Raw genomic sequence first — 22,758 nt, 5'->3', positions numbered from 1 at the left:
CGCACTTTATCGTCTTTTAAGTACTTCAGCATAATTAAAATCCCATTCTAAAAGCTACGACCCAGCTTTTAGAATAATTCCCTAAATATTACCTAATTAATGCGTTACGTTGCCATGACACATTCTCCAAATAATACCAAGGCTGAAAATGGTGTAGCCATTTTCAGCTTTGAAAACCCTTATTGGGTTTGGTTTTTAATTCACAAAAGTGTGGTCACACTTTTGTGAATTGGCATTAGTATAGTTAGCTAAGCATAAGTAAACTTAAAATCTAGAAGAGCATACCGCCTGCTAGGTGGGCGTTACGCGCTTTAGATTTTGGTTTTTAATCATGCTCTAAACTACTTAAATACCAATTAAATACCAATTAAATACAAATAAATAAGTCATCCTATTCCGAATCAGTAAAATATAATTTCTCTCTCCCAAAGTTCAGGGGGATCAGGGATATAGCCCCTTCACCTAATACCATTTCCCCAAAGAATGGGCAGTATTGTAATATGTTGAAAGGATAGAGTAGATAGAAATCTTGTAATGACTTATCAAGTATCACCGCCTGCTGTAAATGTTTTGATAGTCGATGATTCTGAAAGCGATCGTGCTACTTATCTGCGCTATCTACAATTAGACTCAGAGCTTCTTTGTAATTGTATCGAGGCAGAAAGCCTAGAGGAAGGACTCAATTTTTGGCGATCGCAAAAGCCAGATATTATGCTCATTGATATCAGGCTTCCTGATGGGGATGGCTTGGAGTTTCTCGAAATCATCCATCAAGAGGAGACAGGTGAAAAAACACCTGCGATCATTTTGACGGGACAGGGGGATGAAAAACTGGCCGTAAGAGCCATGAAGTTGGGGGCATCTGACTATTTGCTTAAGGGGGAATTAACCGCCAAATCTCTCGCCATAGTAATTAAGCAAGTATTGAGGCAAACTGTCCTGAGTCGTCGGTTGCAGCGATCGCAAAAACAGCAGGGACTGATTGCCGAAATTGCTCTGCGGGTTCGCGAATTCCTAAATTTAGATGATATTTCTAGCACCATTGTGCGAGAAGTGCGTCAATTTTTAGGAGCAGATCGGGTAGTTGTCTATAAATTTCAACCCGATATGGGTGGGGTCGTAGTTGCGGAAGATGTGGTTGCCCCTTGGCGATCGAGCTTGGATGTGAGAATTGCCGATACTTGCTTTCAGAAAAATCTCGGTGGTGACTATTGCAAGGGCAAGATTTTCGCGGCTAGTGATATTTATGAAGCAAACTTAACCGATTGCCATATCCAATTGCTGGAAAGATTTCAAGTAAGGGCTAATTTGGTAGTACCAATTCTGTTATCGAAACTAAAAGAACGAACTTTATGGGGATTGTTAGTGGTGCACCAATGTGGGGCTCCAAGGATTTGGGAAGAGTCCGATATTCAATTAGTACAACAGTTGTCCATCCATTTAGAGATTGCCATTCAACAGGCGATCACCTATCAACAAGTCCAAAATGAGTTGACAGAACGCAAACGATTTGAAGCGCTACTTCTAACACAGCAAGTTGAGCTAGAGGAGCGCAATAGATTACTAGAGGTCACCAGTGAGGAGTTGCAATGCACGATCGAGGAGTTGCGGGTCACGACGGAGGACTTGATCTCCCAGCACCGCCAGCTAGAGTATGCCCAGATCCGTTATCAGAACTTATTTGACGTTGCACCCGATGGCTACCTTGTGACCGATAAGTCGGGACAGATTCTCGAAGCAAATCAAGTTATTTTAGAGCTGTTGGAGATTCATTACAGTGATATTTTAGGCAGCTTTTTAGATGAATTTATTATCCAAAGAGAATTTTTCTATAGTCAACTCAGTTATTTAGTATCCCGAGACTATGAGAAAACGACTTGGGAAATCACGATGGAATCCCTTCAGTCTCATCCTTTCCCTGCGGAAATTACGGCTACTAAAAATATTAATCCTGCCGATAAAGAGCTTCAGCTCTGTTGGATTATTCGCAATATTAGCGATCGCAAACTAGCGGAGCAAGCGCTGCAACAACTCAACCAATCCCTAGAGATCAAGGTCAAAGAGAGAACGCAAGAGCTATCACAGGTTAACAAATTACAACGCGCTATTCTCGATGGCACTGACTATGCGATTATTTCCACGGATTTAAACGGCATTATCCAGACCTTTAATGCTGGTGCTGAGAAAATGTTTGGTTACCGCATGGAAGAAGTAGTTGGTCTGGTTACTCCCGAAATATTTCACGACCACGAAGAAATACTTGCGAAAGCGAATAAGGCTACCGCTGTCTTGGGGCAAGATATTGGTACGGGCTTTACGGCGTTAATATCGATGGCGATGCAAGGCTTGATTGACGAAGAATGGATCGATATTCGGAAAGATGGTTCCCGCTTTCCTGTGTCTATGGCAATGACAGTGCTCAAGGATGATAGCGATCAACCGATCGGTACTTTGAGCGTCAGACAAGATATTAGCGATCGCAAAGAAGCCGAGTTGCGTTTGAAGCAGCAGGCTTTGCAAAAACAAGTCCTCCTCCATATTACCCAAGCAATTCGCCAACCCCTAAATGTCCTTAATATTCTCAATATTGCCGTACAGGAGTTGAGGCTAGCCTTCGATCTTGATCGGGTTGCCATTTATCGCTTCCAACCTGATTGGAATGGCGAATTCATCGTCGAATCCGTTGCCGATGGCTGGGTAAAACTGGTCGATGATAACTTGCATAAGGTTTGGGAAGATACTTATCTCCAAGAGACCCAAGGCGGTCGATTTGCCAATTATGAAAACATGATCGTCACGGATATTTATGAAGAGGGTTTACAACCTTGTCATATCGAGCTGCTGGAGCAGTTTCAAGCCAGAGCTTATGCGATCGTGCCCATCTTTGTCAGTGGCAATCTCTGGGGGCTGTTGGGCATGTACCAAAACGATCGCCCCTATGTATGGCAAGAATGGGAAATCGACTTGTTAGAACAAATCGCCAATCAAGTGGCGATCGCCATTCAACAGGCTCATCTATACGAACAGATTCAGACCGAACTGTTGATTCGCAAGCAAACTGAAGCACAAATACGCAAAGCCAATGAAGAACTCCTCCGCGCCACCAAAATGAAGGACGAGTTTCTTGCCAATATGAGCCACGAACTCCGCACGCCGCTAAATTCTATTTTGGGACTGTCCGAAGCTTTGGGAGAGCAGGTCTTTGGTTTAATGAACGAAAAGCAAGTCAAGGCGATCAATACGGTCGCCTCAAGTGGCGAACATCTCCTTTCCCTCATTAATGACATTCTCGATCTATCAAAAATCTCATCGGGGATGATGGAAATCCATATCGAACCAGTATCAGTTCGCAATCTCTGTGAGTCCAGTCTTGTTTTTATCAGACAGCAGGCAAACCATAAGCGAGTTCGTGTTTTTAGTGAAATTCCTGAAAATATCCATAATATCAATGTCGAACAGCGGCGGATCAAACAGGTACTGATTAATCTGCTCACCAATGCAGTTAAATTTACTCCCAATGAAGGCACGATTAGTTTGCTTGTTGCCTTTGGGCAGGGCGAGCGATGGCAGGGAGCGGCGACAATTCCCCAGAGTGTCAGAGAAATGAATGCGCCGATGATTCTCTTTCAAATTGTGGATACGGGGATTGGCATCTCTCCCCATGATCTGGCTCGCCTCTTTCAACCCTTTGTGCAGATCAGCAGTAGTCTCAATCGCCGCTATGAAGGTACTGGGTTAGGACTGGCGCTAGTTAAGCAGATTACCGAAATGCATGGCGGTCGGGTCTTTGTGGAGAGCGAAGTTGGCAAGGGCAGTCGTTTTACCGTGGCGCTACCCTATGAGATTTATCAGTCCGATGCTTTGGAAGCAAACGCATCCTTGACAAATGCGTCGTTGCCACAGGATCCCAATCGTGAAAACGCGATCGCGCCGCTAGTATTACTGGCGGAAGATAATGAAGCCAATATCCAAACCTTTAGTTCGTACCTATTGGCGCTCAAATACCGCCTTGCGATCGCTAAAAATGGCAAAGAAGCCGTCGCCATGACTCAAGAACATTGCCCAGACATTATCATCATGGATATTCAAATGCCAGGAATGGATGGGCTAGAGGCAATCCAATTGATTCGTAACGATCCCAAATTTGCGGCAACGCCAATCATTGCGCTCACCGCTCTAGCGATGGAAGGCGATCGCGAAAGATGTCTGAAGGCAGGAGCAAGCGAATATTTGGCTAAACCAATCAAGCTCAAAAAACTACATACCACCATTCAGCAAATTTTCCAGCATACTTAACGTCAGTTTGGGTTAAGCTGGCAAATCTTAAAAGCCCATAAGTAAAAGCCTTGCTTAGCAAGGCTTTTACTTATGAGATTTGAGAAAGGGTTTGCTACGCAAACCCTTTCTCAAATCTCGTTTCAAATTATCCCGAACTCACGTTATGTTAGGACAAAAATCAAACCCAATAGAGAGCGGCGCTTCGCGCCGCAACTCTCTATTGGGTTTAATGTCTTGACTTATACCAATTCCCAAAAGTGTGGCTACACTTTTGGGAATTGAAAACCAAACCCAGTAAGGGTTTTCAAATCACAAAATGGCGTAGCCATTTTGTGATTTGGTATTAAGTGACTATAGCTATGCAAAACCAAAAATAATGAATTGGTATAAATTAGAGTTGTGGCGCTTTACGCCACAACTCTAATTTTTTTAAGAATTTTTTTAAGAGAAAACCTCATGCCCGAACGAATTGTGCCACAAGCAGGACAGGAATCTGTATGGGACTATCCCCGCCCTGCAATTCTCGAAAGTACAAATAAACATATTCGCATCATTTGCAATGGCATCGTCATCGCTAAAACCCAACGAGCCAAGCGCGTTTTGGAAACCAGTCATCCTCCTTGCTACTACATTCCCTTAGCAGATATTCAAATGGAATATTTAATTGAGACTTCGCGGAGAACAATGTGTGAATGGAAGGGGATTAGTCAATATTATGATATAGCGATCGCAGATAGATACATTCAAAATGCGGCTTGGCGATATACAAACCCGACCCCTAATTTTGTAGATATTCAAGATTCATTAAGTTTCTATGGCAGTCTGATGGATGCCTGCTATGTCAATGATGAGCTAATCACACCGCAAGCAGGCGATTTTTACGGTGGCTGGATTACCTCCGATATTGTGGGTCCCTTTAAGGGCGAAGCAGGAACTTGGGGCTGGTAAATTTTGGGCTGGTAAATTTAGGACTGGTAAATTTAGAGCTGATACATTGGCTCTGGCAAATTGAGGAAGTTGAGGATAGCCAAAAGTAAAGACGGCGCTTTGTAAAGTCTTTAGTTGGCGGGTTAGTTGGCGGGTTAGTTGGGGGTTTAGTTGGGGGTTTGGTATGATGATCGCCATTACTCTTGATATTCATCTAAATCATGACACCAATGATTTCTTTCAAACTCTCCGAACTCGCTTCAGAGCTAGCCACCGTCTTACCCGATTGTCGCTTTGAGTCCGATGGTGACGATCCGATCATTACAGGTGTAGCAGCGATCGATAAGGCTCAGGCAGGAGAAATCACCTTTGTGTCCTCATCAAAATTTGTTTCTAAGCTCAAAGATACGCAAGCCAGTGCGGTCATTCTCGATCAAAAAACACCGTCAACCTTGCCCTGTATTCGTACCACTAATCCGCGCATTCTCTTTGCTAAGGTTCTCGAAAAGTTTTATCAACCACCCATCGCGCCCCTTGGCATCCATCCCACTGCCATTTTAGGCGAGGGCGTACAATTGGGAGAGAATGCCGCGATCGGAGCCTATGCCGTAATTGGCGATCGCACCAAAATTGCCGATAACGTCACAATTTTCCCCCATGTCACCATTTACAACGATGTCGAGATTGGTATAGGCACGACCATTCATGCCAACTGTGTCATTAGGGATCGCACTCAGGTCGGGGCAAATTGTATTTTTCATCCCAACGCCGTACTTGGTGCGGATGGATTTGGGTTTGAACTCTCCCCCGATGCTACTTGGTATAAAATCCCGCAAACGGGGTATGTGATCATTGAGGATAATGTCGAGCTGGGTTGTTCTTGTGCCGTCGATCGCCCCTCCGTCGGTGTGACCATAATTCATAAAGGGGCAAAGCTGGATAACTTCGTGCAAATCGCTCACGGGGTGAGGGTTGGGGCGCACTCGGTTCTTGCGGCACAGGTCGGCTTAGCAGGTGGGGTCACCCTCGGTCACCATGTGGTGATGGCGGGACAAGTGGGAGCCAACGATCGCGTTCATGTTGGGGATGGCGCAATTATTGGTGGTAAAGCGGGCATTACCAGTGATGTTCCCGCAGGCGCTTCTATGATCGGGTTTCCTACAGTTCCTGAAAAAAGCTGGAAGCGCGTTGTCATCGCCGAACGTCAGCTTCCCGATCTACTCCATACCGTTCGTAAATTGGAAAAGCGCATTGCCGAACTAGAATCAAAGCTCGCTGAATAAATTTATCTAGATCCATGACTCAACTGATTAGTTTGAAACTCTCTGAACTGGCAGCCGAGTTTAGAGCCCTATTGCCCGATTGCCATTTTGAATCCGATAGTACCGATCCGATCATTACAGGGGTCGCCGAGATCGCATCTGCCCGATCGGGAGAGGTGACCTTTATCCCCACGGCAAAATTTATTCCCCTACTGGAGGAGACTCAAGCCAGTGCCGTCATCCTCGATCTGCAAACGAGTTCCTCCTTACCCTGTATTCGCAGCGCCTATCCTCAGATTCTCCTTGCCAAAATTCTCGAAAAGTTTCATCCACCAGTTGCGCCCCCTGTGGGTATTCATCCCACAGCGGTTTTGGGTGAAGATGTCCAACTGGGCAAAAACGTGACGATCGCTCCCTATGTCGTCATTAGCGATCGCGTCAAAATTGGCGATAACACCATAATCGATTCCCGCGTGACCATTTACAACGATGTGGAAATTGGGGCAAATACAGTCATCCATACCAGTTGTACGATCGCGGATCGTACTAAAATTGGCGCGAATTGCATCATCTACCCTAATACAGTTCTCGGAGCCGATGGGTTTGGGTTTGACCTTGCCCCTGATGGGAATTGGTATAAAATCCCTCAAATTGGGCGGACAATCATTGAAGATAATGTTGAGATCGGTTGCTCTTGCGGCGTTGACCGTGCTGCGATCGGGATGACAACTATTCGACAAGGGGCAAAGCTCGATAACTTGGTGCAAATTGGGCATGGCGCAGAAGTCGGAGCCGATTCGCGGCTCGGCTCACAGGTAGGGTTAGCGGGTGGAGCGGCGCTCGGACATCATGTGGTCATGGGGGCGCAGTCGGGTTCTGCGTATCACCTTCATATTGGTGATGGCGCAAATATTGGTGTTAATTCAGGTATTCCTAGCGATATTCCCGCAGGTGCGCGGGTGGTGGGCTATCCCGTCGTTCCTGAAGAAGATTGGCATCGCATTACGATTGCGAAAAGTCACCTTCCCGCTCTCCTCCGCACTGTGCGTCAACTGGAACAAAAAGTTTCGGAACTAGAAGCCAAAATTGCGGAATAATACTAATTTCCAAAATGGCGTTGCCATTTTGGAAATCTCAAAACCTTACTAGGTTTGGTGTTTATAGCTGCCGCCAGTTTTGTTAGGACAAAATCAAAACCCCAAAGAGAGTTGCCGCGCTCCGCGCGGCAACTCTCTTTGGGGTTTTGGTATAAAACCCAGAGAACATACCGCCCGCGCAGCGGGCGGTATGTTCTCTGGGTTTGGTTTTTAATTATGCTTAGCTACTTACATTTTATTTTTTGCAAATTGGAATGGAAGTAGTCTGAGCATTGGCGAGGGAAGGGTCAAGGCATAGCACTTGTGAGAAACTCACTTCTAGATCTTGCTCGTCTAATCTGGGAGCGCGTCCTTCTAAATCCTCACGACTAGGAAATACACCACCAAATCCATCAACTTTATTGGCTGCATTAGTCAGTGAAAAGGATGCGGGAGTAAATCCAGTTGCTGTCGCCGCCACAGTATAACTGCCTGAAATTCCATTGGCGGTAAATGTAGGAGCTACGGCAATACCGAGATTATTGGTTAATACGCTGGCATTACCAGCAAATGAGCCACTGGCACTGCTAGATGGTGGCGCAAAGGTAACGAGAATATTTGGTACAGAAATGGGGCTATTCACGAAGTTTTCGGTGACTTGCACGCCTAGAAGCTGAGCAAAACTGGTGTTGATATTGGTGCTCTGGGGTGTGGTGTTAGCTAATGGGGTGAGACTAAAACCTTGAGATTCAAATGCACCGATATCGACAGTGCCACCAAAAATGCGGGTTGCACCCCGTTGATCGTTACCCACTGGAGCATTAGCATTATTCCCTGCATTTAAGGCTGGGCTATTGGGCAAGAGGGCATGGGTTTGGGTTGGGCCGCCATAGTTGCCAAGGGGTGCTAGTTGCGGATTGATGGGATTTGCGATCGTGCCGATGAGAGAGCTAGTGGGAAATGTTGCGGCAAAGCCATCATTTGCACCGATTAAATTATTGCCGCCATTAGTAAAACCTACTCCTGCAACAGTACTACCCAAGTCAGGAGCTTCCAAGCCTCGATCAAAGTTACCTGCAATTATCGAGTTTCTAATCGTGAATATGCCACCATCACGAAAAATCCCACCACCATTACCTGTGCCATTGTTATCGGCATCGGTAGTGTTGTTGGTAATGGTGCTATTGGTGATTGTGCCTCCATTAATAAAACTAACAATTCCACCACCATTATTAGCAGCCGTATTACCAGAGACAGTACTATTGGTGAGGATCACGGCTCCATTGCCATAAATCCCACCAGCAGCATTTAACGTCGCCGTATTACCCGACACAGTACTATTGGTAAGGGTCACGGTTCCAAAGCCAAAAATCCCACCAGCATTAGAAACAGCCGTATTACCAGAGACAGTGCTATTGGTGAGCGTCACGTCTCCATTGCCATAAATCCCACCACCATCACCATAATTACCAGCTGTATTACCAGAGACGGTGCTATTGGTGAGCGTCACGGCTCCACTGCCATAAATCCCACCACCATTAGTAGCCGTATTACCAGAGACAGTGCTATTGGTGAGGGTCACGGCTCCAGCGCCAGAAATCCCTCCACCAATAGCATTAGCCGTATTACCCGAGACAATGCTATTGGTGAGGGTCACGGCTCCAGCGCCAGAAATCCCTCCACCATTAATAGCCGTGTTACCCGAGACAGTGCTATTGGTGAGCGTCACGTCTACATCGCCAGAAATCCCTCCACCAATATTCGCCCTATTACCAGAGACATTGCTATTGGTGAGCGTCACGGCTCCATTGCCATAAATCCCACCACCAAAAAAATCAGCCGTATTACCAGAGACATTGCTATTGGTGAGAGTCACAGCTCCATTGCCAAAAATCCCACCACCAATAGCATTAGCCGTATTACCAGAGACATTGCTATTGGTGAGCGTCACGGCTCCAAAGCCATTATTATTTATCCCACCACCATTGCCTGATGTATTCCCATTGATAATTCTTAAACTATCAAACGTGGTATTGCCATTACCCGCGATACCAAAGACTCGCACCGCATTATTCCCACTCACCGTGACATTGCTTGCTCCAAATGCGCCACTAATGTTGAGATCGCCAGTAGCGACATTAATCGCCAAAGTTGATGCCAAAGTAATCGCTGCTTGAGATCCATTAAACACAGTCGGGTCAAACCGAATATCATCAGCGCCCGCTAAAGCATTGGCATCAAGAATTGCTTGCCTCAATGACCCTGCACCCGCATCATTTGTATTCGTAGCCGTAAAGGTAACCAGTCTGCCATCATAACTATTCTGGGCTTCAGAACTAAACACCACTCCCGTATTAAGTTTCCCAGTCTGATACTCTAGATTCCAGTTGCCACCAAGCTTACTGCTACCCGTGAGGTCAGTCGAAGCCGCCACCTCACGCCCAGTATAGTTCTTCACTGCTTGAACCAGTGCCGCCCCATTCTCTCCATTAGCCAAATTACAGGCATAGAGCAGAATATTCGCCGCAGGAGATAGAGCAGTTTTCCATGCTTGGAGATCATTGGCATATTTAGCTATATTCTCAGTACTAACAAAATCTTTGCCTAGCCAGAAATTACCAACATCTCCTTCAGAGACAATATGCAAACTATTTGCACCCGTCACACTCGCTAAAGTCTCAGTCACTTTCTGAATCCCATACTGATTAGGATTAATCACCGTCACACTACTTCCGCCATTAGTGCCATCCAGCAACGTTTGATAATTCTTAACCGTGCTGTCGATAAACACAAAATTCCAACCCTGTTGGATATTAGTCGCATTCAAAGAAGCTTGAGTCGTGTCGTAACGATTGGCAAGGACATTGATATTTGCTGCCGTGAGATTACCCGATGCGATCGCCTCTCCCGCTTTAGTCGGTGCAGTAATCCCTGACCCAGTCAGTAATTTTGGCAAATCAATTCCTGCGATCGCTTTGGTACTGACTAATTCTTGCTGAGTAGAGATCGGTAGATCAAAGCTGAGAACACCACCTTCAGGCGTAATTCGCACATACTTACCATCGGGAACAGCTACGATATTGATTGTGCCGTTAGGTGTGGATATAGCTCCTGTATTAATGACTATCCCACCAACAAGCGAAATACTTTTCCCTTGCGAGACATTGAGACTGCCTTGATTGAGAATCACGCCTGATGTTTGTCCTTGAGTCAGTGGCGATGTCGGACTAGTAAAGGCGAAAGCATTGGGAGTTCCTGTCAGATTCTTCAGATCACTGGCGCTAGTATTCATGCCAAACCAACCATTACCAACCTGAATTCCATTAGCAGTCGTAGCTGTAAAAGAAGCTGGCACATTTAAACTCGCATTTGACCCAAAAATCACACCTGCGGGGTTCATGATGTAGAGATTGGAATTGCCGCCTGTAAGTTGGATTAAGCCATTGATGACGGAAGGATCGCCTCCAACTACTCGACCAAGGATATTTTGAATGTTGGGTTGACTGAGAAAGTTGGCGATTTGTCCTTGACTTAAGCCAAATTGCTGAAAACTATGGAAGAGATTTGTTCCTGCTTGCGTTCCGCCTGTTATGTCAAATCTTTGTCCATTTGGCAATATGACGGTGTTCGTACCATCTTGCGCGGCGGTGATCGATTGTGCTGTGACGGGTGCTGTCAGTATTATTGGTGATAGGGCGATCGCGATCGCCGTTGTTGCCCAATACTTTCCCAAAGTTGATTTCAGCATAATCTCCCACAACTCCGCTAAAATTTAATTTATCTTAAAATATAATTTACCCTGTAATCGCTATTAAAAAACAGAATCAAAATCTGTCCAGTCAGATCAGCGTGCGGCAAAGATTTTAAAAAATTTTTGCTAGACTGAAGCTGAGAAATAATCACATAAGCATATGAGATTTATTAGTCCAAAAACTGATTTTGCGTTCAAGAAAATCTTTGGCTCTGAACAAAGCCATGATGTCTTGATCAGTTTTTTGAATGCGATGCTTTATAACGGCGATCGCAGGATCTCGCAATTAGAAATTCTCAATCCTTACTTAGCTCCACGCATTCGAGGTGTTAAGGATACCTATCTTGATGTCAAAGCTAAGCTCGATAACAACACAAGCGTAATTATCGAGATGCAAGTATTGAATATTGAAGGCTTTGAGAAGCGGATTCTCTACAATGCTGCCAAAGCTTATTCCATTCAACTCGGTATTGGGCAATCCTATTCACTACTCAATCCAGTAATTGCACTGACAATTACAGATTTTGAGATGTTTCCAGAGATGGATCGATTAACTTCTCGGTTTATTTTAAAAGAGAAAGACTTTTTGATTGATTATCCCATTTATGATCTTGAGTTAGTGTTTGTCGAATTACCAAAGTTTGATAAAGCGATCGCGGATCTAGAAACCTTGGCAGACAAGTGGCTATATTTTCTCAAACATGCCCTAGACTTAGATGTTGTGCCAGAGAGTATGAATTCAGTACCAGAAATTAGGCAAGCCTTTGAGTTTGCCAGAGAAGGAAATCTCTCGCCTGAAGAATTAGATGAGTTACAACATCAGGAGTTCTTTATTCAAGATCAACATAATGCGATCGTTAAGGCTCTGAAACAAGGAAAGACAGAGGCAACGATAGAAATGGCTACAAAATTGCTGGATATGCTGGATGATGATGCTATTAGTCGGGCGACTGGGCTGAGTAGTCCAAAAATTGCGGAATTGAGAAGTAGGCGATCGCAAGATCAATAAGGATGCTATTTACCTTTGCAAGTGGTAATGGAAGTATTCTGGGCATTGGCGAGAGATGGGTCAAGGCATAGCACTTGTGAGAAACTTACTTCTAGATCTTGCTCGCCTAATCTGGGAGCGCGTCCTTCTAAATCCTCACGGCTTGGAAATACACCACCAAATCCATTTGCAACTTGATTAGAAGTAGAAGTAGGATTAGAAGTAGAAGTAGGATTAGAAGTAGAAGTAGGATTAGAAGTAGATGTGGGCGTGGGTAAAGCTATATTGGTCAGTGAAAATGATGCGGGAGCGAATCCAATTGCTGTCGCTGTCACTGTGTAACTGCCTGCAACTCCATTGGCGGTGAATACAGGAGCTTTGGCAATGCCGAGATTATTGGTCAGCACGCTAGCGCTACCCGCGAATGTACCGCTGGTTCCGCTAGATGGTGGATCAAAGGTGATGAGAATATTGGGGACAGAAATTGAGGTATTTGCGAAGTTTTCGGTGACTTGTACGCCTAGAAGCTGAGCAAAACTGGTGTTGATATTGGTACTCTGGGGTGTGGTGTTGGCTAAGGGCGTGAGGGTAAAGCCTTGAGATTCAAATGCACCGATATCGACAGTGCCGCCAAAAATGCGGGTTGCACCCCGTTGATCGGTAGCGGCTACGCCTGCGTTATTCCCTGCATTTAAGGCTGGGCTATTGGGCAAGAGCAAATGGGTTTGGGTTGTGCCGCCATAGTTGCCAAGGGGTGCTAGTTGCGGATTGATAGGATTTGCGATCGTGCCTACTAGGGAGCTAGTGGGGAATGTTGCGGCAAAGCCATCATTTGCTCCGATTAAGTTATTGCCACCATTAGCAAACCCTACTCCTGCGGTACTACTAGCTAAGTCAGGAGCTTGCAATCCTAGGTCAAAGTTACCCGCAATAATCGAGTTTGTAATTGTGATTGTGCCACCACTGCGGAAAATCCCACCACCATTGCCTGAACCATTGTTATCAACATCGGCAGTATTGTTGGTAATGGTGCTGTTAATGATCGTGACAGTGTTATTAGAAATAATCCCACCACCACTAAAAGGAGACGTATTACCCGACACAGTGCTATTGGAGAGAGTCATGGCTGCACCGCTAATCCCACCACCAGAATTACCACCAGCTCTATTACCCGACACAGTGCTATTGGAGAGAGTCAGGACTCCACTAACCCAAATCCCACCACCACCACCAGCATTCGCTGTATTACCTGATACAGTGCTGTTAGTGAGAGTTAGATCTCCATTGCTTAAAATCCCACCACCATCATTTGCTGCTCTGCCATTTCTAATCGTGACCCCATCAATGGTGACAGGCGCAGCAGATGTAATGTTAAAAATACGACTATTGTTATTGCCATTAATAATGGTATTGGTGCTGCCATTGCCGCTAATCGTAAGATCTTCGGTAATTTGAATCTCCCCACTCGTAAGTACAATAGGTGTTCCACTAAAACTAAACCGAATCTCATCCGCACCTGCGACCCCATTTGCTAAGAGTACCTGCGCTCTCAAAGAACCTGCACCCGCATCATTAGCATTGGTTGCCGTAAAAATCGCTAGAGCATTTTGATAAGCATTTGTCGCCGCATTATTGAAAATCACCGTCGCGGGGTTCTTCCCAGTTTGGTATTCCAAATTCCAATCACCACCCAAATCCACATTACCTGTGCGATTAATGGAAGCCGCCACATCATGCCCCGTATAATTCTTTACTGCTTGAACAAGCGCCGCCCCATTCTCTCCATTAGCGAGATTACAAGCATAGAGCAGAATATTCGCCGCAGGAGATAGAGCCGTCTTCCATGCTTGGAGATCGTTAGCATACTTAGCAATATTCTCAGTACTAACAAAATCTTTACCCAGCCAGAAATTGCCAGCATCTCCTTCAGAGACAATATGCAAACTATTTGCACCCGTCACACTCGCCAAGGTTTCGGTCACTTTCTGAATGCCATACTGGTCAGGATTAATCACCGTCACACTACTACCGCCATTAGTCCCATCCAGTAAGGTTTGATAATTTTTAACGGTGCTATCGATAAATACAAAATTCCAACCCTGTTGGATATTAGTCGCATTCAAAGAAGCTTGAGTCGTGTTGTAACGATTGGCAAGGACGTTGATGTTTGTTGCCGTGAGATTACCTGTAGCGATCGCTTCTCCTGCTTTGGTCGGTGCAGTAATCCCTGAACCAGTCAGTAATTTTGGCAAATCAATTCCTGCGATCGCTTTGGTACTGCCCAATTCTTGCTGAGTAGCGATCGGTAGATCAAAGCTGAGAACACCACCTTCAGGTGTAATTCGCACATACTTACCATCGGGTACTGCCACGATATTGATTGTGCCGTTAGGTGTGGATATAGATCCTGTATTAATGACTATCCCACCAACTAGAGAAATACTTTTCCCTTGAGAAGCAGTAAGATTTCCTTGATTGAGAATCACGCCAGAAGTTTGTCCTTGAATCAGTGGCGATGTCGGACTAGTAAAGGCGAAAGCATTGGGAGTTCCTGTCAGATTCTTCAGATCACTGGCGCTAGTATTCATGCCAAACCAACTATTCCCAATCTGAATTCCATTAGCAGTCGTAGCTGTAAAAGAAGCTGGCACATTTAAACTCGCATTTGACCCAAAAATCACACCTGCGGGGTTCATGATGTAGAGATTGGAATTGCCGCCTGTCAGTTGGATTAGTCCATTGATGACGGAAGGATCGCCGCCAACTACTCGACCAAGAATATTTTGAATGTTGGGTTGACTGAGAAAGTTGGCGATTTGTCCTTGACTTAAGCCAAATTGCTGAAAACTATGGAAGAGATTTGCCCCTGCTTGCGTTCCGCCTGTTATGTCAAATCTTTGTCCATTTGGCAATATGACTGTGCCAGTCCCATCTTGCGCGGCGGTGATCGATTGTGCTGTGACGGGGGCTGTCAGCATGATTGGTGATAGGGCGATCGCGATCGCAATTGTTGCCCAATACTTTCCCAAAGTTAATTTCAGCATAATCTCCAATAATCCCACTAAAATTCACTTTATCTTAAAATATAATTTACCCTGTAATCGCTATTAAAAAACAGAATCAAAATCTGTCCAGTCAGATCAGCGTGCGGCAAAGATTTTAACAAATTTTTGCTAGACTGAAGCTGAGAAATAATCACATAAGCATATGAGATTTATTAGTCCAAAAACTGATTTTGCGTTCAAGAAAATCTTTGGATCCGAACAAAGCCATGATGTCTTGATCAGTTTTTTGAATGCGCTGCTTTATAACGGCGATCGCAGGATCTCGCAATTAGAAATTCTCAATCCTTACTTAGCTCCACGCATTCGAGGAGTTAAGGATACCTATCTTGATGTCAAAGCTAGGCTCGATAACAACACAAGCGTAATTATCGAGATGCAAGTATTGAATATCGAAGGCTTTGAGAAGCGGATTCTCTACAATGCTGCCAAAGCTTATTCCATTCAACTCGGTATTGGGCAATCCTATTCACTACTCAATCCAGTAATTGCACTGACAATTACAGATTTTGAGATGTTTCCAGAGATGGATCGATTAACTTCTCGGTTTATTTTAAAAGAGAAAGACTTTTTGATTGATTATCCCATTTATGATCTTGAGTTAGTGTTTGTCGAGTTACCAAAGTTTGATAAAGCGATCGCGGATCTAGAAACCTTGGCAGACAAGTGGCTATATTTTCTCAAACATGCCCTAGACTTAGATGTTGTGCCAGAGAGTATGAATTCAGTACCAGAAATTAGGCAAGCCTTTGAGTTTGCCAGAGAAGGAAATCTTTCGGCTGAAGAATTAGATGAGTTACAACATCAGGAGTTCTTTATCCAAGATCAACATAATGCGATCGCTAAGGCTCTCAAGCAAGGCAAGCTAGAAATAGCTAAGCAATTGCTGGATATACTGGATGATGAGGCGATCGCGCGGGCGACTGGGCTTAGCTTGGCAGAAATTGCGGAATTGAGAAGAAGCTCTAAGAGATCCCCCTCAATCTCCCTTAAAAAGGGGGGAGAATTTAATTCTTCCCCCTTTTTAAGGGGGGCTGGGGGGGATCTAGACAATTCTTAAATGGTTTCTAAACCTGCCCGTACAGGGATTTTGTTCTATTTTTTTAATTGGTTGGATGCTATTTACCTTTGCAAGTTGGAATGGAAGTATTCTGAACATTGGCGAGGGATGGGTCAAGGCATAGCACTTGTGAGAAACTTAGTTCTAGATCTTGCTCATCTAATCTGGAAGCGCGTCCTTCTAAATCCTCACGACTAGGAAATACACCACCAAATCCATCAACTTTATTGGCTGCATTAGTCAGTGAAAAGGATGCAGGAGTAAATCCAGTTGCTGTCGCCGCCACAGTGTAACTGCCTGAAACTCCATTGGCGGTAAAGGTAGGAGCTACGGCAATACCAAGATTATTGGTTAATACGCTGGCATTACCAGCAAATGAGCCACTAGCACTGCTAGATGACGGCGCAAAGGTAACGAGAATATTTGGTACGGGAATGGGGCTATTCACGAAGTTTTCGGTGACTTGCACCCCTAGAAGCTGAGCAAAACTGGTGTTGATATTGGTACTTTGGGGTGTGGAGTTAGCTAATGGGGTGAGACTAAAGCCTTGAGATTCAAATGCACCAATATCGACAACACCACCAAAAATGCGGGTTGCGCCGCGTTGATCGGTAGCGGCTACGCCTGCGTTATTCCCTGCATTTAGGGCTGGGCTATTGGGCAAGAGGGCATGGGTTTGGGTTGTGCCGCCATAGTTGCCAAGGGGGGCTAGTTGCGGATTGATGGGATTTGCGATCGTGCCGATGAGGGAGCTAGTGGGAAATGTGGCGGCGAAGCCATCATTTGCACCGATTAAATTATTGCCGCCATTAGTAAAACCTACTCCTGCGGTACTACTACCCAAGTCAGGGGCTTGCAATCCTCGGTCAAAGTTACCTGCAATTATCGAGTTTCTAATCGTGAATGTGCCGTTATTACGAAAAATCCCACCACCATCAGCTGTGCCATTGTTATCGGCATCGGCAGTGTTGTTGGTAATGGTGCTATTGGCGATCGTGCCTCCGTTATTGCCCCAAATCCCACCACCATTAAAATTCGCCGTATTACCCGACACAGTGCTATTGGTGAGCGTCACGGCTCCATTGCTATAAATCCCACCACCATTACCTTTAGTTGTATTACCAGAGACAGTGCTATTGGTGAGCGTCACTGCTCCATTGCTATAAATCCCACCACCATTAGCTTTAGTTGTATTACCAGAGACAGTGCCATTGGTGAGCGTCACGGCTCCATTGCCATAAATCCCACCACCATTAACTTTAGCTGTATTACCAGAGACAGTGCTATTGGTGAGCATCACGGCGCTAATGCCATAAATCCCACCACCATCATTAGTAGTAGCCGTATTACCAGAGACAGTGCTATTGGTGAGCGTCACGGCGCTAATGCCATAAATCCCACCACCATTAACTTTAGCTGTATTACCAGAGACAGTGCTATTGGTGAGCGTCACGGCGCTAATGCCAGAAATCCCACCACCATTACCATACTTAGTAGCCGTATTACCAGAGACAGTGCTATTGGTGAGGGTCACGGCTCCCTTGCCAGAAATCCCACCACCAATACTCGCCGTATTACCAGAGACGGTGCTATTGGTGAGCGTCACGGCTCCATTGCCAGAAATCCCACCACCATTATTACCAGCCGTATTACCAGAGACAGTGCTATTGATGAGCGTCACGTCTCCATTGCCAGAAATCCCACCACCATCATTAGTAGTAGCAGTATTACCAGACACAGTGCTATTGGTAAGCGTCACTGCTCCCTTGCCATAAATCCCTCCACCATTAAAATCCGACGTATTAACAGAGACAGTGCTATTGGTGAGCGTCACGGCTCCATTGCCATAAATCCCTCCACCATCATTAGTTGACGTATTACCAGAGATAGTACTATTAGTGAGCGTCACGTCTCCCTTGCCATAAATCCCTCCACCATCACCATTATTACCAGCCGTATTACCAGATACAGTGCTATTGGTGAGCGTCACGTCTCTATTGCCATAAATCCCTCCACCATCATTAGTAGTAGCCGTATTACCAGACACAGTGCTATTGGTGAGCGTCACGGCTCCATAGCCATAAATCCCACCACCATAATAACTACTAGCCGTATTACCAGATACAGTGCTATTGATGAGCGTCACGGCTCCATCGCCAGAAATCCCACCACCAGTACTAGCCGTATTACCTGACACAGTACTATCGGTGAGCGTCACGGCTCCATAGCCATAAATCCCACCACCATCACTAGTAGTTGACGTATTACCAGAGACAGTGCTATTGGTGAGTGTCACGGCTCCATTGCCCAAAATCCCACCACCACCACCAGTACTAGCCGTATTACCAGAGACAGTGCTATTGGTAAGCATCACGGCTCCATTGCCAGAAATCCCACCACCAGTACTCGCCGTATTGCCCGACAAAGTACTATTGGTGAGGGTCACAGCTCCATCGCCATAAATCCCACCACCATTAAAATCCGACGTATTACCAGATACAGTGCTATTGGTGAGCGTCACGGCTCCATTGCTATAAATCCCACCACCAATATTCGCCCTATTACCAGAGACAGTGCTATTGGTGAGCGTCACGGCTCCAGTTCCATTGTTATTTATTCCACCACCATTGCCTGATGTATTCCCATTGATAATTCTTAAACTATCAAACGTGGTATTGCCATTACCCGCGATACCAAATACTCCCACCAAATTATTGCCACTCACCGTGACATTGCTTGCTCCAAATGCGCCACTGATGTTGAGATCGCCAGTAGCGACATTAATCGCCAAAGTTGATGCCAAAGTAATCGCTGCTTGAGATCCATTAAACACAGTCGGGTCAAACCGAATATCATCAGCGCCCGCTAAAGCATTGGCATCAAGAATTGCTTGCCTCAATGACCCTGCACCCGCATCATTTGTATTCGTAGCCGTAAAGGTAACCAGTCTGCCATCATAACTATTCTGGGCTTCAGAACTAAACACCACTCCCGTATTCAGTTTCCCAGTCGTATATTCCAAATTCCAGTTGCCACCAAGCTTGCTGCTACCCGTGATATCAGTCGAAGCCGCGACATCATGCCCCGTATAATTCTTTACTGCTTGAACCAGTGCCGCCCCATTCTCTCCACTAGCCAAATTACAAGCATAGAGCAAAATATTCGCCGCAGGAGATAGAGCCGTCTTCCAAGCTTGGAGATCGTTAGCATATTTAGCAATATTCTCAGTACTAACAAAATCTTTTCCTAACCAGAAATTGCCAACATCTCCCTCAGAGACAATATGCAAACTATTTGCACCCGTCACACTCGCTAAAGTCTCAGTCACTTTCTGAATCCCATACTGATCTGGATTAATCAAGGTGACACTACTACCGCCATTAGTGCCATCAAGTAAGGTTTGATAATTTTTAATGGTGCTGTCGATGAACACAAAATTCCAGCCCTGTTGGATATTAGTCGCATTCAAAGAAGCTTGAGTCGTATTGTAACGATTGGCAAGGACGTTGATGTTTGCTGCCGTGAGATTACCCGATGCGATCGCCTCTCCCGCTTTGGTCGGTGCGGTAATCCCTGAACCAGTCAATAATTTTGGCAAATCAATTCCTGCGATCGCTTTGTTACTGCCTAATTCTTGCTGAGTGGCGATCGGTAGATCAAAGCTGAGAACACCACCTTCAGGTGTAATCCTTACATACTTACCATCAGGAACAGCCACGATATTGATCGTGCCGTTAGGTGTGGATATAGTTCCTGTATTGATTACAATCCCACCAACAAGCGAAATACTTTTCCCTTGAGGAACATTGAGACTGCCTTGATTGAGAATCACGCCAGAAGTTTGTCCTTGAGTCAGTGGCGATGTCGGACTAGTAAAAGCTAAAGCATTAGGAGTTCCATTAAGCTTTTGCAGATCACTAGCACTGGTATTCATGCCAAACCAACTATTGCCAACTTGGATTCCACTCGCTGTAGTAGCCGTAAAGGAAGCTGGTACGTTTAAACTTGCATTATTCCCAAAGATAATCCCTGCGGGGTTCATGATGTAGAGATTGGAATTGCCGCCTGTCAGTTGGATTAAGCCATTGATGACGGAAGGATCGCCGCCAACTACTCGACCAAGGATATTTTGAATGTTGGGTTGACTGAGAAAGTTGGCGATTTGTCCTTGACTTAAGCCAAATTGTTGAAAACTATGGAAGAGATTTGCACCTGCTTGCGTTCCGCCTGTTATGTCAAATCTTTGTCCATTTGGCAATATGACGGTGTTCGTACCATCTTGCGCGGCGGTGATCGATTGTGCTGTGACGGGTGCTGTCAGTATTATTGGTGATAGGGCGATCGCGATCGCAATTGTTGCCCAATACTTCCCCCAAGTTGACTTCAACATAATCTCCCACAACCCCATCAAAATTTTTACTGAGACTTAACAATACAAATTTATACTATACTATTGAGACTTCATCGCAATAATATATTTAATTAAGACTGACATATGCTAACGTTTTTACTGTTAGTGAGGAATCAACGTAAAAACAAGAACTATGCGCCCAAAAATAGCGGAATTAAAGGTCAAGCTCGCAAGAATTCATCCAATATTATTAGGGCTTTCTACCCTTGCATTAGTAGCAACAGATTGCGGGTTATCGACTAACGCTAATCCAATTTCCACAGATTTAACACCTTCATTATCAACTAGTTCTATTCCCTCACAAAACTTAGCCCATTCTTCTCAGACTTCTCCATCTCAAGTTGCTCAATTTCAAACTTCTCAAAATCAAACTTCTCAAAATCAAACTTCTCAAAATCAAACTTCTCAAAATCAAATCACTCAAGCAATTCCAATTAAAAGAATTGAAGTTATTGGCAGTACAGTTTTCGATGCAGCGAAACTCAGTCCCATCATCGAACCTCTCGAAGGGAAATCAGTTACGGAAGATCAACTCATAGCCGCCACCAATGCCATTACCCAACTGTATGTCAGTAATGGCTATGTCACTTCTCAAGCGATATATACTCCTCAAAGTGTCATTGATGGTGTTGCCAAGATTCAGGTTTTGGAAGGAAAAGTCGAAAAAATCGAAGTTGTTGGTGTTAATGCACTTAATCCTGACTACGTGCGATCGCGAACTGAGCTAGGAATTGGTACTCCCCTCAACACCAATAACGTCGAAGATCAACTGCGGCTTCTCCGTGCCGATCCCAATTTTACCAGCGTAGATGCTAGCCTCAAAGCTGGTAGCAAAGCTGGTTTGAGCATACTCACGATTACAGTCGTTGAGGCAAATCAACTGACAGGTTCTGTCAGTTTTGATAACTTTTCCCCACCTGCGGTTGGTTCTGAGCGCATGGGTGCGGGGCTAAACTACCGCAATCTTTTTGGATTGGGAGATGTGTTTACAGCCAATTATTACAGAACTACAACAGGCGGCTCTAACCAATATGATTTTGGTTTTAGCATTCCCGTCAATCCGATGAATGGAACTGTTTCACTTCGGGTTGCACCCAGCAATTATCGCATTACCCAGTCCCCATTTGATGTCTTTAATATTCGGGGTAATAATGAAGTTTACTCCGCTACCTATCGCCAACCCTTGGTTCGTAATCCCCGTGAAGAATTTGCCCTGTCTCTAGGTTATGAATATCAAAGGGGTCAAACATTCCTATTTAACGATCTGGCTGTGCCATTTGGGATTGGAGCCGAAGCCGATGGGACTAGTCGCACCAGTGTATTTAAATTTGGACAAGAATATACCAGTCGCGACACTGAAGGAGTTTGGTCATTGCGATCGCAGTTTAGTCTTGGGACAGGCTTATTTGGTGCAACTTTTGTCACCAATCCTAGTGCAGCTTTCCTTAGCTGGCTAGGTCAGATTCAACGAGTTCAAGTTCTTGGCACTGACACAATTTTGATCGGATCATTAGATACTCAACTCTCGGCTGATCCGCTTTTGCCATCGCAGCAGTTTGTGATTGGAGGTGGGCAATCGGTGCGGGGATTTCGTCAAAATGCGCGTTCAGGTGACAACGGTATCCGCCTTTCTTTGGAGAGCCGATTTGTGGTGGCGCGAAATGAAGAAGATCGCACAGTTCTCCAGCTAGCTCCTTTTGTCGATCTCGGGACAGTTTGGAACAACTCCAGAAATCTCAACGTGCTACCCAATCAGAACTTTTTAGCTGGTGGTGGGTTAGGAGTTCTATTTGAACCAATTAAACGGCTCAACTTGCGGCTAGATTATGCAATTCCATTTGTAAACCTCAGCGATCGCGGCTCTAATTTGCAAGAGTCTTCGCTCTATTTCAGCATCGGCTACCAATTTTAGGAAACCATTTTAGAAACCATTTTAGAATTAC

11 protein-coding genes are annotated in these 22,758 nt (G+C 45.1%); 8 read left to right on the top strand and 3 right to left on the bottom strand.

The features are described from left to right. Positions 1–534: 534 nt before the first annotated feature. The 4 genes from PseudUWO310_RS04510 to lpxD (PseudUWO310_RS04495) all read left to right on the top strand — a co-directional run bounded on the left by PseudUWO310_RS04510 (position 535) and on the right by lpxD (PseudUWO310_RS04495) (position 7,564). Positions 535–4,296: a response regulator gene (locus PseudUWO310_RS04510; RefSeq protein WP_142599384.1), complete on the top strand. Its 3,762-nt coding sequence runs from the start codon at positions 535–537 to the stop codon at positions 4,294–4,296. A 438-nt stretch (positions 4,297–4,734) separates the two neighbouring features. Beyond that, positions 4,735–5,226 carry a DUF427 domain-containing protein gene (locus tag PseudUWO310_RS04505; protein WP_142599382.1) on the top strand — a complete coding sequence of 164 codons (492 nt, stop codon included), beginning with the start codon at positions 4,735–4,737 and terminating at the stop codon, positions 5,224–5,226. A gap of 200 nt (positions 5,227–5,426) precedes the next feature. After that, complete coding sequence (gene lpxD / locus PseudUWO310_RS04500; RefSeq protein WP_223805533.1) at positions 5,427–6,488, top strand: UDP-3-O-(3-hydroxymyristoyl)glucosamine N-acyltransferase; 1,062 nt, start codon at positions 5,427–5,429, stop codon at positions 6,486–6,488. A 14-nt stretch (positions 6,489–6,502) separates the two neighbouring features. Continuing rightward, a complete protein-coding gene (gene lpxD / locus PseudUWO310_RS04495; RefSeq protein WP_142599380.1) occupies positions 6,503–7,564 on the top strand; it encodes a UDP-3-O-(3-hydroxymyristoyl)glucosamine N-acyltransferase in 1,062 nt (353 codons plus the stop codon). A 235-nt stretch (positions 7,565–7,799) separates the two neighbouring features. Here lpxD (PseudUWO310_RS04495) and PseudUWO310_RS04490 read toward each other — a convergent pair whose 3' ends face one another. Next, on the bottom strand, positions 7,800–11,291 hold the full coding sequence (locus tag PseudUWO310_RS04490; RefSeq protein WP_142599378.1) for a DUF4347 domain-containing protein: 3,492 nt from the start codon (positions 11,289–11,291) through the stop codon (positions 7,800–7,802). A gap of 163 nt (positions 11,292–11,454) precedes the next feature. Between PseudUWO310_RS04490 and PseudUWO310_RS04485 the strand changes: the two genes are divergently transcribed. After that, complete coding sequence (locus PseudUWO310_RS04485; protein ID WP_142599376.1) at positions 11,455–12,303, top strand: Rpn family recombination-promoting nuclease/putative transposase; 849 nt, start codon at positions 11,455–11,457, stop codon at positions 12,301–12,303. A 5-nt stretch (positions 12,304–12,308) separates the two neighbouring features. On the opposite strand, the gene PseudUWO310_RS04480 is transcribed toward PseudUWO310_RS04485, so the two are convergent. Then, positions 12,309–15,326 carry a DUF4347 domain-containing protein gene (locus PseudUWO310_RS04480; RefSeq protein ID WP_142599374.1) on the bottom strand — a complete coding sequence of 1,006 codons (3,018 nt, stop codon included), beginning with the start codon at positions 15,324–15,326 and terminating at the stop codon, positions 12,309–12,311. Between the two features lie 163 nt (positions 15,327–15,489). Here PseudUWO310_RS04480 and PseudUWO310_RS04475 point away from each other — a divergent pair, with 163 nt between their 5' ends. Beyond that, a complete protein-coding gene (locus tag PseudUWO310_RS04475; RefSeq protein ID WP_223805532.1) occupies positions 15,490–16,404 on the top strand; it encodes an Rpn family recombination-promoting nuclease/putative transposase in 915 nt (304 codons plus the stop codon). Between the two features lie 58 nt (positions 16,405–16,462). On the opposite strand, the gene PseudUWO310_RS04470 is transcribed toward PseudUWO310_RS04475, so the two are convergent. Further along, positions 16,463–20,794, bottom strand: coding sequence for a DUF4347 domain-containing protein (locus PseudUWO310_RS04470; protein WP_190315902.1), 4,332 nt, complete (start codon positions 20,792–20,794; stop codon positions 16,463–16,465). A 354-nt stretch (positions 20,795–21,148) separates the two neighbouring features. Between PseudUWO310_RS04470 and PseudUWO310_RS23860 the strand changes: the two genes are divergently transcribed. Both PseudUWO310_RS23860 and PseudUWO310_RS04460 read left to right on the top strand, forming a co-directional pair. Continuing rightward, entirely contained in the window at positions 21,149–21,253 is a 105-nt protein-coding gene (locus PseudUWO310_RS23860) for a pentapeptide repeat-containing protein (protein WP_142599417.1), read from the top strand. Further along, a complete protein-coding gene (locus PseudUWO310_RS04460; protein WP_223805534.1) occupies positions 21,231–22,727 on the top strand; it encodes a ShlB/FhaC/HecB family hemolysin secretion/activation protein in 1,497 nt (498 codons plus the stop codon). Before PseudUWO310_RS23860 ends, PseudUWO310_RS04460 begins: the two co-directional genes overlap by 23 nt. Positions 22,728–22,758: the final 31 nt, after the last annotated feature.

This window comes from Pseudanabaena sp. UWO310 (assembly GCF_006861605.1).
In the GTDB taxonomy this organism is placed as follows: Bacteria; Cyanobacteriota; Cyanobacteriia; order Pseudanabaenales; family Pseudanabaenaceae; genus Pseudanabaena.
The sequence above is the reverse complement of the archived record's forward strand: the minus strand, read 5'-3'. Positions and strand labels throughout refer to the sequence as shown.